Genomic DNA, 12,328 nt, shown 5'->3' on the forward strand with positions numbered 1-12,328 from the left:
AAATCTCGTTGCTTGCTGCGATCAGCGAAGCCTTGAATTCTATCACAACTTTGCCGCCTGATTTCTTTCAGATCGACTAGCAAAAATTTGCATTTCGCTCAGTGAAGCCTTGAATTGTACACAGATTTTGGCAGGCCAGGCAACATCCACACGGACATCCAGACAAAGAACCCCGGCAGGCCTTGCCTGCCGGGGTTCTTTGTCGCTTCTCAGGCGCTAGCTGCCTGCTCCAGTGCATCAACAAACAGTGCTGCCACATCGCAGCCGGTCTGATCAAAGATCTCCTGGAAGCAGGTGGGACTGGTCACATTGATCTCGGTGACGTTGTGACCAATCACATCCAGTCCGATCAATAGCAGGCCACGCTGCACCAAACGCTCCCCAATGAACTCGGCAATTGCCTTGTCCTGCTGCGCCAATGGCTGGGCAACCCCCTTGCCGCCAGCCGCCAGATTGCCACGCACCTCATTGCCCTGCGGAATGCGTGCCAGGCAGAACGGCACGGGCTTGCCGCCGATGATGAGCACCCGCTTGTCGCCATGAACGATGTCGGGCAGGAATTTCTGCACCATGACGCTGGTGGAGCCGCCCTGATTCAGGGTTTCGATGATGCTGCCGAGATTGCGACCGTCTTCGCCAACCCGGAAGATGCCCATGCCGCCCATGCCGTCCAGCGGCTTGAGGATGATGTCCTTGTGCTCTGCATGAAAAGCACGGATGTCCTGGGCGCTGCGCGTGACCAGGGTGGGCGAGATGAACTGTGCAAACTCCATGATGGCGAGCTTTTCGGGATGCTCGCGCAGTGCGCTGGGTTTGTTGAAGACCTTGGCGCCCTCACGCTCGGCCTGACCGAGCATGTGCGTGGCGTAGAAGAACTCGGAATCGAAGGGCGGATCCTTGCGCATGACGATGGCATCAAAATCTGCCAGTGCCGTCAAAGCGCTTCGCGTCTCCTCAAACCAGCGGTCTTGTTCCCCGGTCAGGCTGATGTGGCGCACCTGCGCCATGACCTTGCCGCCGCTTTGCCAGGAGATATGGCGGGGCTCGCAGGCCACGATCTGGTGTCCTCGGCGTTGAGCCTCACGCATCATGGCAAAGGTGGAGTCCTTGTAGATGACAAAGGATTCCAGCGGATCGGCAACAAACAGTATTTGCATGGTGAAAAACTCTAGCGGTAGAGGTAGATACCGGCATCATGCCCAGCCGGGCAAAACACCACAATATGACGGCAGATACTCAGGCCCTGCGCGCACGCAGGCTCTGGACAAGCAAGGCCAGGCTGCCAGCGACCACGCCCCAGAAGGCTGAGCCCACCCCTGCGATGACAACGCCGCTGAGCGTGACCAGAAAGGTGATGAGCGCTGCCTCTCGGTGCTTTTCCTCCTTGAAGGCCGTCGCCATGCCGCCGCCTATGGAGCCCAGCAGGGCCAGTCCGGCGATGCAGGCCACCAGTTCCTTGGGAAAGGCCGTCAGCAGGCCCGTGACCACCGCACCAAAGACACCTATCAAAATATATAGCAGCCCGCACACAGCAGCAGCGGTATAGCGCTTGTCCCTGTCCGCATGCGCCTCGTCTCCCATGCAGATCGCCGCCGTGATGGCGCTGAGGTTGAGGGCATAGCCGCCAAACGGCGCCAGCAACAAGGTCGCCACGCCGGTCATGCTGATGACCTTGGACACCGGTATCGGATAGCCCGTGGCACGGATCACCGCCACGCCTGGCAGATTCTGCGAAGCCATGGTCACGACAAACAGGGGCAACGCCAGGCTGATGAGCGCCTGCAGCGAGAACTCGGGAGCCGTATAGACCGGCATGGCCAGCCCGCCATGCACGGCCGACCACTGCATCTGCCCGCTCAGCGCCGCCCAGGCGGTTCCGGCCAGCAGGGTGATGATGACCGCATAGCGAGGAACCATACGCCGCGAAAGCAGATAGGCAAGCAGCATGACCAGCACCAGGGACAGATTGGTCTCGGCCGCAGAGAAAGCCTGCATGCCGAACTTGGCCAGCACGCCGGCCAGCAGGGCCGACGCAATTTCCATGGGGATGCGGTTCATGATGCGCTCGAACCAGCCGGTCACCCCCACCAGAATGATGAGTGCCGCGCTGACAATAAAGGCACCGATCGCCTCCCCCATGGAGAAACCACCCGCCAGCCCGGCGGTCGCCAGCACCGCCGCCCCTGGGGTGGACCAGGCCACCATGACCGGCATGCGCAGAATCAGCGACGGGACCAGCGAGCACAGACCCATGCCCAGACCCAGTGCCCAGATCCAGGAAGTAATCTGCTCAGGCGTGGCATGAAACGCCTGCGCCGCCTGAAACACCAGGGCTACCGAGCTGGTAAAGCCCACAAGCACGGCCACAAAGCCTGCGGCCACGGCGGCAGGACTCAAGTCTTTGAAAAAGCGCATCCGTGCATTCTGGCACCAGCCCCACCCAAAATGATGCACTCCGCGTAAGCGCGAATGACGAAGCCCATCATCACGTCAAAATCAATAGCTATCAGCGCTTGCGGATAAAGAGCCAAAGGCCTATTTGACTCAAAGTATTTACAGCTCGATCTTGGAGCCCAGCTCCACCACCGAGTTGCTCGGGAGGTGCAGGAAATCAGCCACCCGGCTCGCGTTCTTGTGCATCTGCGCGAACAGCTTTTCGCGCCAGTGCGCCATGGAGTTGTTCATGCGCGGGATGATCACATCACGCGACAGGAAATAGCTGGTGGACATGGAGTCCAGCTTGCAGCCCTGGGTACGCAGCTGCGCCAGCGCAGCAGGCACATCGGGCTCGTTCTTGAAGCCGTAGTGGATGATGACTTCCCAGCAGTCGCCGCCCAGCGACTCGGACTCCACCCGCTTGTCCATTCCGACCCAGGGCACTTCGTGGTTGCGTACGGTCACAAAGAGATTGCGCTCATGCAGCACTTTGTTGTGCTTGAGGTTATGGAGAAGCGCATGCGGCACGGTGCCGGGCTCCCCCGAGAGGAAAACCGCCGTGCCGGGCACGCGCGTGGGCGGATGACGCCAGGTGGATTCCAGAAACTGACGCAGATCCAGCGCATCCGCCTGCAACTTCTGATGCAGCAGCTCGCGCCCTCGGCGCCAGGTCATCATCAGGGTAAAGACCGTGCCACCGATCAGCAACGGGAACCAGCCGCCTTCAAACAGCTTGAGCAGATTCGAGGCGAAGAAAGCCAGATCCACCACGAAGAAGAAGCCCGTCGCCAGCAGGCACAAGGCCAGCGAATAGTTCCAGCGATAGCGGATGACAAAGAAGGTCAGCATGGTGGTGATCAACATGTCCAGCGTCACCGCAATACCGTAGGCCGCCGCCAGATTGCCGCTATTGCGAAACAGCAGAACAGCCAGCGCAATCGCCACAAACAGACCCCAGTTGACCAGAGGCATATAGATCTGGCCGGTCTCCTTCACACTGGTGTGACGTACCTCAAAGCGAGGGAAGTAGCCCAGCTGAATCACCTGACGCGTCACGCTGAAGGCCCCCGTGATCAGCGCCTGCGAGGCGATCACCGTGGCCATGGTGGCCATGATGACCAGCGGCAGCAGCGCCCAGCTGGGCGCCATCATGAAAAACGGGTTCTTGACTGCCTCGGGATTGGCCAGCAGCAAAGCGCCCTGACCGAAGTAATTCAAGGTCAGCGCCGGCATGGCAACGCTGAACCAGGCCAGACGGATAGGCTTCTTGCCAAAGTGCCCAAGATCGGCATACAGAGCCTCGGCACCGGTCACACAGAGCACGACCGAGCCCAGAATGATGAAGCTGATGCCAGGACTGTTCCAGATGAAGCGGACCGCGTAATGCGGGCTGAGTGCCGCCAGGATTTCCGGATGCCCCATGATCTGGTGCACACCCAGCAGGGCGATACAGGCAAACCAGGTCACGGTGACAGGGCCAAAGAACTTGCCTATGCCTGCGGTGCCGCGCTTTTGCACGAAGAACAGCAGAAACAGAATCACCAGCGTCAGCGGAATCACGGCCTTGGTGAAATGTGGCGAGATGACCTCCAGGCCCTCGACCGCCGAGAGCACGGAAATCGCCGGAGTGATAACGCCATCGCCATAGAAAAGCGAGGTGCCGAACATACCCACCAGAAACAACGTGCTGGACAGTCGCGGCCTGTCCTTGACCGTCTGCGAGGCCAAGGCCAGCATGGCCACCAGCCCGCCCTCGCCGTTGTTGTCGGCGCGCAGCACCAGGGTCACGTACTTGAGGGAGACGATGACCGTGAGCGTCCAGAACAGTACCGATAGCACGCCATAGACGTTGTCCGGCGTGAACGGCACATAGCCTGAGCCGAAAACCTCCTTGACCGAGTACAAAACACTGGTTCCGATGTCTCCGTAGACGACACCGATCGCGCCCAAGGTCAGGGCGCCTAGCGAGGATTTCGAATTTTGCACGGTTCAGGAAGCGACTCGTAAGGCAGTCACCAAGTGATCAATTTGTCGGCATTGTGCGCTGTCCTCAGCGCCTGCGAAATCAGTCGTAAATTTCTGCGTCGGGATTAGTGGCTTCCAACTCGTAGCTGGCCGCCAACATGGCCAAACGTGCTATCACGCCATACATATAGAAGCGGTTGGGTGCGCTGGCGCCCGGACGTGCGCTGGCCTGAGGCAGGTGGTTGCTCTGCTGGAAAGCCAGCGGCACATAGCCCGCACCGGGAGCATTGAGGTTCTCGTCCTCGCCGCGCTCGGGGTGCATGCGGTAGAAACCGCCCACCACATAGCGATCCATCATGTAGACCACGGGCTCGGCCACGGCGTTGTGCATGCGCTCATAGGTCAGCACGCCCTCCTGCACGATGACGTCATGCACGGTCTGGCCGTCCTTGATGACGCCCATCTTGTTGCGGCTCTTGCGCGGCAGCGCGGCCAGCTCCTTGGCGTCGCGCACGGTCATCACGCCCATGCCATAAGTACCGTTGTCGGCCTTGACCACGGCAAACGGCTTTTCCTTGATGCCGTATTCCTTGTACTTGCGGCGCACCTTGGAGAGGATCACGTCCACCTGCTCGGCCAGGGCCTCCATGCCCGTGCCTTCGGCAAAGTCGATGTTCTCCACATGACCGAACAAGGGGTTGATCAGCCAGGGGTCGATGCCCAGCAGCTTGCCGAAGCGCTTGCCGACTTCCTCGTAGCTCTGGAAGTGACGGCTCTTGCGGCGCACATTCCAGCCTGCATGCAGCGGCGGCAGCAGGTATTGCTCGTAGAGCTCCTCGATGATGCCGGGCACGCCGGTGGAGAGGTCGTTGTTGAGCAAAATGGTGCAGGGATCGAAATCCTTGAGGCCCAGACGGCGCTTGCTGCGGATCACCGGCTCCAGCTTGATCTCGTCGCCCAGGGGCAGCGTGATGGACAGCGTCTTCTTGATCTCGGGGCTGATGGAGCCGATGCGCACATTGAGACCCGCCATGCTGAAGATGCGCTTGAGCTGCAGCACGCTGGCCAGATAGTGGGTGTTGCGCGTGTGGTTCTCGGGAATGATGAGCAGATTGCGCGCCTCGGGGCATATCTTTTCGATGGCAGCCATCGCAGCCTGGACAGCCAGTGGCAGCATTTCATCGGTCAGGTTGTTCCAGCCGCCTGGAAACAGATTGGTATCCACCGGTGCCAGCTTGAAACCCGCATTACGAATATCCACCGAACAGTAGAACGGCGGCGTGTGCTCCATCCATTCCAGGCGGAACCAACGCTCAATGGCAGGCATGGAGTCGAGAATGCGCTGCTCAAGTTCGTTAATGGGGCCGGTCAAAGCCGTGACGAGATGTGGAACCATAAATACCCTCAGGAGACGATGGTGGGGGGCAATTGTAGAGATTGAAGCATGAGATAGGTGTTTTCCCCAGTCTTTGTTTCAACGACGCCAGAACGCCGGTGACAGCAAAGCCATGAAACTCAGTATCTCGAGCCGCCCCAACAGCATGCCCAGAGTACACACCCAGATCTGGAAATCCGTCAACACCGTGTAGTTGGATGATGGGCCAACCGCGCCCAGTCCCGGTCCCATGCAGTGCACGCTGGCCAGCACGGCAGAGAACGCGGTCAGAGGGTCGAGATCGGTCAGCAGCAGCACCATGCTCAGCACAATGACGGTGGCACCGTAAACCAGCATGTAGGCCAGCACCGAAAAAATCATCGGGTTATCTACCACCGCATCGCCCAGCCGCACCGGCTGCACGGCTCGCGGGTGCACCAGACGTGTCATCTCGCGCCTGGCCTGCTTGACCAGAATCAGCATGCGCACCATCTTGATGCCGCCGCCGGTCGAGCCTGCGCTGGTGGCCACCCCCGACAACAGCAACAGCAAAACAGGAATGAACACCGGCCAGGACAGATAGTCCGTGGTGGAAAAGCCGGTGGTCGTGGCTACCGAGACGGTATGGAACATGCCGTTGCGCAAGGCATCGAGCGGCCCATAGACCCCCTTGACCCAGAGCAGCAGCGCCACCAGCAGGCCCGAGCCCAGCAACACGCCGATCGTGGCGCGCATTTCGGGGTCGCGCATGAAACTATCGATGCGCCCCTTGCGCATGGCCACGAAGTACAGCGCAAAGTTGCAACTTGCCAGCAACATGAACAGCAAGGCCGCGGCCTCCAGCAGCGGCGAGTTGAAATAGGCGAAGCTGGCATCGTGCGACGACAGCCCACCCAGGCTCACCGTGGCGAACATATGCATCAGCGCATCCAGCGGCTGCATGCCGCAGGCCCAGAAGGTCAGAAAACAGCCAATGGAGAACAGCGCGTACACACCCCACAGGCCTTTGGCCGTCTCGGTAATACGCGGCGTGAGCTTGGTGTCCTTGACGGGACCTGCAGCTTCCGCTCTGAAAAGCTGAGCACCGCCGACACCCAGCAGTGGCAACACGGCCACGGCCAGAATCAGAATCCCCATACCCCCCATCCATTGCATGAAGGTACGCCAGACATTGATGGACACCGGCAACTGATCCAGACCGCTGAGCACCGTGGCCCCAGTCGTCGTCAGGCCCGATACGGCCTCGAAGTAGGCATGGGTGAGACTGATGGAAATGCCCACCCGGTTCAGCCCCATCATCAGCGGCACCATGGCACACAGCGGCAGCACTACCCAGACCAGGGTCACCAGAATCACGCCATGGCGCGGTTGCAGATCCTGCTTGTGACGGTGCAGCCCCCCCCACAGCAGCAGGCCCACGCCTACCGTCAGTCCGATCGACCAGGGATAGATGCGCCAGATGCCATCCTGCGTGAACCAGGAGATGCCAAAGGGCAGCAGCATGGCGCCGGCAAACATGATCATCAGCATGCCCAGCACACGCAGGACAGGAAGCAGGTCTTTCATGTGTGCAGCTTAGAAAAAGGTGGCGCTGACGCGGAACAGGTTTTCCACGTTGCGCACCAGTCGCTTGTTGGGCAGAAAGAACACCACATGGTCGCCGGATTCGATTACGGTATGGCTGCGCGGAATGATGACCTCGGTCTCCAATGCCGTGCCCGCCACTTCCTCGCAGGTCTTGCCTTCTGGAATGCCGCGCACAATGAGACCGATATGCACTTCCTCGGGCAGGCGCAGCTCTTCCACCTTGCGCCCCACTACGCGCGAGCTTTTGCGGTCGCCGCGCGCCACGATCTCCAGTGCCTCGGCCACGCCGCGGCGCAGGCTGTGCACGGCCTGCACATCGCCGCGGCGCACGTAAGCAAGGAACTCGCCCAACATGGCCTGCGCCGGCGACAGCGCAATATCGATCTGCGTGCCGTGCATCAGATCGGCATAGGCGCGGCGATTGATCAGCGACAGAACACGGCGCGCGCCCATGCGCTTGGCCAGCAGGCTGGACATGATGTTGTCCTCATCGTCGTCCGTCAGCGCCAGAAACAGATCCACCTCCTCGATGCCCTCTTCCTCCAGCAGGGCCTCATCGGTGGCATCACCCTCCAGCACCAGCACTTCGGCAGGCAGCGCCGACGACAGGCTCAGACATTGCTGGGCGTTGGACTCGATGATCTTGACGTGAAAGCGCCCGGGCGTCTGCGCCAGCTTCCTGGCCAGCCGCAGGCTGACCTGACCTCCGCCCGCAATCATGATGCGGAACACCGGCCGGCTCGGGCGGCCTTCGGGCAGATTGATGGCCTTGAGAGCCTCGGACACATGCTCGGTCGCTGCCAGCATGAAGACCTCGTCGCCGGGCTCTATGCGCGTGGCCCCGTCGCAGCGCACAAACCGGTCTGGCTCGTCCATGAAACGGCGGTAGATCGCCACGATGCGCATGGCCAGCTCGGGCATGCGCTCTCGCACCTGGGCAATCTGCAGGCCCACAGCAGGCGCGCCGGCGCGCGCGCGCACCGAGGCCAATGCGGCCCGACCGCCCGCAAAGGCGCGCACCTGCATGGCTTCCGGGTATTCGATGAGCTTGCGGATGTAATGGGTGACCGATTCCTCGGGACAGATGATGCGATCGACCGCAAAACCCTCCTTGCCCAGCACCGGGTCGTCCACCGCAAAGCTGGACGAGCGCACCCGCGCAATACGGGTCGGAATATCGAACACGGCCTGGGCAATCTTGCAGCAGACCAGGTTCGTTTCGTCCATGGAGGCACAGGCAATCAGCAGGTCGGTATCCTTGGCGCCCGCTTCCGCCAGCACCTGGGGATCGATGCCGTTTCCGACCACGCCGCGCAGGTCGAAGCGCGACTCCAACTCACGCAATGCTCGCGCATCCGTGTCGATGACGGTGATTCCGTTTTGCTCGGACACCAGACTTTCGGCCACACTCTGGCCTACGCGCCCGGCACCCAGAATAATGATTTTCATGGTGTTATGGAAAGGGATCCAAGCTGCGGCATTGAGTCATATCCGGAAAAGACCGCGCCTGCAGCCTCTCCGGAAGACGGATTTCAGGAGCGGACTTCGCCGTCGCCCAAGACCACGTATTTGAGCGAAGTCAGGCCCTCGATGCCCACCGGCCCACGCGCATGGAACTTGTCGGTGCTGATGCCGATCTCGGCGCCGAGTCCGAACTCGAAGCCATCGGCAAAACGGGTACTGGTATTGACCATGACGCTGGCCGAATCGACCTCGCGCAGGAATTTCTGTGCGTGCAGGTGATTGGTGGTCAGAATGGACTCCGTATGGTGGCTGGAGTACTTGTTGATGTGGGCAATGGCCTCGTCCACACCATCCACCAGCTTCACGCTGATGATGGGGGCCAGGTATTCCTCGTACCAGTCCTGCTCCACCGCCTGGGCCAGCCTGGCATCCTTGACGGTTTGCAAAATGGCCAGGGCCTCGGCATCGCAACGCATCTCCACGCCCTTGGCGGCATAGACGGCACCGATCCTGGGCAGAAAGTCTGCAGCCACGGCGCGGGCCACCAGCAGGCTTTCGCTGGCGTTGCAGGGACTGTACTTGTTGGTCTTGGCGTTGTCGGCCACCTTCACGGCCATGGCGATGTCGCAGGGGTCATCCACATAGGTATGGCAATTGCCATCCAGATGCTTGATGACGGGCACCTTGGCCTCGCGGCTGATGCGCTCGATCAGGCCCTTGCCGCCGCGGGGGATGATGACGTCCACATAGTCGGGCATGGCGATGAGCTGGCCCACGGCGTCACGGTCGGTGGTCTCCACCAGCTTGACGCCGTCTTCAGGCAGACCGGCCTCAGCCAGCGCCTGGGCCACCAGCTTGGCCAGCGCCTTGTTCGAGTCAATCGCCTCCGAGCCACCGCGCAAAATGCAGGCATTGCCGCTCTTGATCGAGAGGCTGGCCGCTTCGATGGTCACATTCGGGCGGCTTTCATAAATCATGCCGAACACGCCCAGGGGCACACGCATCTGGCCCACGCGGATACCGCTGGGCATCTGCTTGAGGCCGCTGATCTCGCCGATCACATCGGGCATGGCAGCCAGTTGCTCGCAGCCTTCGGCGCAGGTCTCCAGCACCTTTGGCGTCAGTCGCAGCCTGTCGACCATGGGCGCCGACAGGCCATTGGCCACGGCACGCTCCAGATCGCGGGCATTGTCGATCTGCAGCGGCTCGACGTTCTCGCGAAGCAGACGGGCCAGGGCCTTGAGTGCTTTGTTTTTGGTAGCTGCAGACGCACGCGCCATCAGTGCAGAGGCGGCTTTTGCCTGTACACCGAGGTTGTGCATGTATTCGACGGTATTGAGCGCGTTCATGGCGTGATTTTCGCCGAGATAAGCAAGTTGCGCAGACAAGCCCGACCATGAGGAGGTTTATGGCCCTGCTGACACCTACACTCGGCCTCTGAATCGCAAGGAGACTTATGAGCCACAACACCACAGCGCTGCAGGAAAGCGCCCGCCAGCTCCAGCAGCTGCGCAGCGGATTCGAGCAGCTCGCCCGCTCACAGATCAGCGCCAGCGCCCTCGGCCAGCAGGCACGCGCCGCGACCACATTGCTTGCGGCACTGCCGCCACGCTATGGCGAGGTGCTGCTCAATCTGCTGGATCGGCTCGAATCCAGCGCGCTGTTCACCGAGGAAAGCTGCTCCTTCAGCCAGAAGGACCTGCTGGACAATCTTCGCCTATGGGCCGACAAGGCCCAAGCCCAGCTCACTGCCAATCCCGACTGAGCCGCAAATCAGCGCCCGGCCTGGGCCAGCTGCATGGCCAGCTGCCGCAGGGCCTGCCAGCTGTCGCGTGGCCAGCCCGCGCTGGGCAGGCCTTTGACAATTCCGTCCACGGCATGGGCAGCCTGGAGCAGTTCGGCCGCACGTGCATCGCTGACACGCGGCAGCAGCCGCTCCATCAGCCTCTCCTTGGGGCCCCAGATGCGGTTCTCGCGCAGCGCCATGGGCAGGGGCTTGCCGCCCGCCATGGCGTCCTTGACCCGCTTGATGTTTCGAATGTCCTCGGCCAGCGCCCAATGCACCAGCACCTCGGCCTCGCCTTCGGCCTGCAGGCCGTCCAGCATGCGCATGCTGCGCGCCACCTGACCCGATAGCACGGCCTCGGACAGCTTGAACACGTCGTAGCGCGCCACATTGAGCACGGCCTGCTCCACCTGCGCCAGGCTCAGCTCGCCCTCGGGGTGCAGCAGGGCCAGTTTCTGAATCTCCTGGTGCGCGGCCAGCAGATTGCCTTCCACGCGGTCGGCAAAGAACTGCAGCGTGCGCTGACCTTCTTCCCCGGCCGCCACGCGCTGGTTCTGCAGCGCCAGACGCTGGGCAATCCAATGCGGCAGCGCACCGCGCTCCACCGGGTCGACCTGGATCGAGACACCGTTGCCGTCCAGCGCCCCAAACCAGGCCCCGGTCCTGGTGGCCTTGTCCAGACGCGGCAGACTGATCAGGGTCAGCGTGCTGTCGTTGCCCTGGGCGCTGCTGGCCAGCTGCTGCAGCGCAGCACTGCCATCCTTGCCGGGTTTGCCGCTGGGAATGCGAATTTCGAGAATCTGCTTGTCCGCAAACAGGCTCAGGCTGCCGCCGGCCGCCAGCACGCCGCTCCAGTCAAAGTGCGCGCCCATGACGGTATAGCTGCTGCGCTCGGTATAGCCCTGAGCACGCGCCGCTGCACGAATCGCATCGGCCGCTTCCTGCTGCTGCAAGGGCTCATCGCCATGCAGCACATAGAGCGAGCGCAAGCCCTTGGCCAGATGGGAGGTAAGCTGGTTCAGCGCAAGCTGCATGGAGAAAAGTTTTCTATAAAAAGTATCTGAAACGCCCTGAATTCAAGCGTCAGCAGCTATCAGATTCACCGGCGCATCGCCGGCGACTCAGGCAATGGCTTATGACACCTGCAGGCTCTTGACCGCAGCCAGACGGCGAATGATCTGCTGCACGATGTCGTTGCGCATGTCCTTGTTCAGCATTTCCTCTTCTACTGCCTTGGACAAGGCATTGGTTTCGTTATAGGTCACGTTGCGAATCTGGCGAATCTCGACCGGCTCGATCAGCTCATCGCCGCCGGGCGTGCGCAACGAGAAGCGCACGATCAGGCGCAGTTCGATTTCACGCACCTGGCCAGCCACGTTGGAGCCGATGATCACGCGCTGGGCCTGCTCGCTGATGATCTGGCAGATCACCTCGGCGGTATCGGGCGATGCCGGGTCCTTGACCACGGTCAATTGATCGCTGCTCGATTCCAGACTGCGACGCAGCAAAGTGCCCACGGGCGCACCACGCCCCGCCTGCACATAAATGGAGCGAAACACAAAATTCGGCGCACCGCGCAGGCGAAAGCCGCAGGCCCCCAGCAAAGGCGTCAAGGCCATGGCGGCCAGCAGCGTACGTTTTTGCATCAACTGTCCTCTAATCTTCAAGCCCTGCTGCGAGCATCGCCTCCTGCTCCAGAAATACCGAGCAAAAGC

The 12,328-nt window shown here is 61.3% G+C and carries 10 protein-coding genes; 1 reads left to right on the top strand and 9 read right to left on the bottom strand.

The genetic code is table 11. The features are described 5' to 3' along the window. Positions 1 to 209 precede the first annotated feature (209 nt). From gshB to AAIL67_RS05600, 7 genes are all read right to left on the bottom strand, one after another. Positions 210 to 1,157, bottom strand: a complete 948-nt coding sequence (gene gshB, locus AAIL67_RS05570) for a glutathione synthase (RefSeq protein ID WP_045839398.1) — start codon at positions 1,155 to 1,157, stop codon at positions 210 to 212. A gap of 79 nt (positions 1,158 to 1,236) precedes the next feature. Then, positions 1,237 to 2,415, bottom strand: coding sequence for a benzoate/H(+) symporter BenE family transporter (locus tag AAIL67_RS05575; protein WP_343483552.1), 1,179 nt, complete (start codon positions 2,413 to 2,415; stop codon positions 1,237 to 1,239). Between the two features lie 138 nt (positions 2,416 to 2,553). Next, positions 2,554 to 4,422, bottom strand: coding sequence for a potassium transporter Kup (locus AAIL67_RS05580; RefSeq protein WP_045839396.1), 1,869 nt, complete (start codon positions 4,420 to 4,422; stop codon positions 2,554 to 2,556). Between the two features lie 79 nt (positions 4,423 to 4,501). After that, positions 4,502 to 5,797 carry a glutamate--cysteine ligase gene (gshA, locus tag AAIL67_RS05585; RefSeq protein ID WP_004340452.1) on the bottom strand — a complete coding sequence of 432 codons (1,296 nt, stop codon included), beginning with the start codon at positions 5,795 to 5,797 and terminating at the stop codon, positions 4,502 to 4,504. A gap of 78 nt (positions 5,798 to 5,875) precedes the next feature. Further along, positions 5,876 to 7,342: a potassium transporter TrkG gene (locus tag AAIL67_RS05590; protein WP_004340449.1), complete on the bottom strand. Its 1,467-nt coding sequence runs from the start codon at positions 7,340 to 7,342 to the stop codon at positions 5,876 to 5,878. Positions 7,343 to 7,351: 9 nt separating this feature from the next. Next, complete coding sequence (gene trkA / locus AAIL67_RS05595; RefSeq protein ID WP_034405556.1) at positions 7,352 to 8,812, bottom strand: Trk system potassium transporter TrkA; 1,461 nt, start codon at positions 8,810 to 8,812, stop codon at positions 7,352 to 7,354. An 83-nt stretch (positions 8,813 to 8,895) separates the two neighbouring features. Further along, positions 8,896 to 10,176 (bottom strand): glutamate-5-semialdehyde dehydrogenase, encoded by a 1,281-nt coding sequence (locus AAIL67_RS05600; RefSeq protein ID WP_063662142.1) that lies wholly within the window; start codon positions 10,174 to 10,176, stop codon positions 8,896 to 8,898. A gap of 107 nt (positions 10,177 to 10,283) precedes the next feature. Here AAIL67_RS05600 and AAIL67_RS05605 point away from each other — a divergent pair, with 107 nt between their 5' ends. Next, positions 10,284 to 10,592, top strand: a complete 309-nt coding sequence (locus AAIL67_RS05605; protein ID WP_034350740.1) for a hypothetical protein — start codon at positions 10,284 to 10,286, stop codon at positions 10,590 to 10,592. 8 nt (positions 10,593 to 10,600) lie between these two features. Here AAIL67_RS05605 and holA read toward each other — a convergent pair whose 3' ends face one another. Both holA and lptE read right to left on the bottom strand, forming a co-directional pair. After that, a complete protein-coding gene (holA, locus tag AAIL67_RS05610) occupies positions 10,601 to 11,647 on the bottom strand; it encodes a DNA polymerase III subunit delta (protein ID WP_063662144.1) in 1,047 nt (348 codons plus the stop codon). Between the two features lie 99 nt (positions 11,648 to 11,746). Further along, on the bottom strand, positions 11,747 to 12,259 hold the full coding sequence (gene lptE, locus AAIL67_RS05615) for an LPS assembly lipoprotein LptE (RefSeq protein ID WP_004340434.1): 513 nt from the start codon (positions 12,257 to 12,259) through the stop codon (positions 11,747 to 11,749). Between the last annotated feature and the right edge of the window lie 69 nt (positions 12,260 to 12,328).

It is taken from the genome of Comamonas sp. A7-5 (assembly GCF_039581385.1).
Classification (GTDB): domain Bacteria; phylum Pseudomonadota; class Gammaproteobacteria; order Burkholderiales; family Burkholderiaceae_C; genus Comamonas; species Comamonas thiooxydans.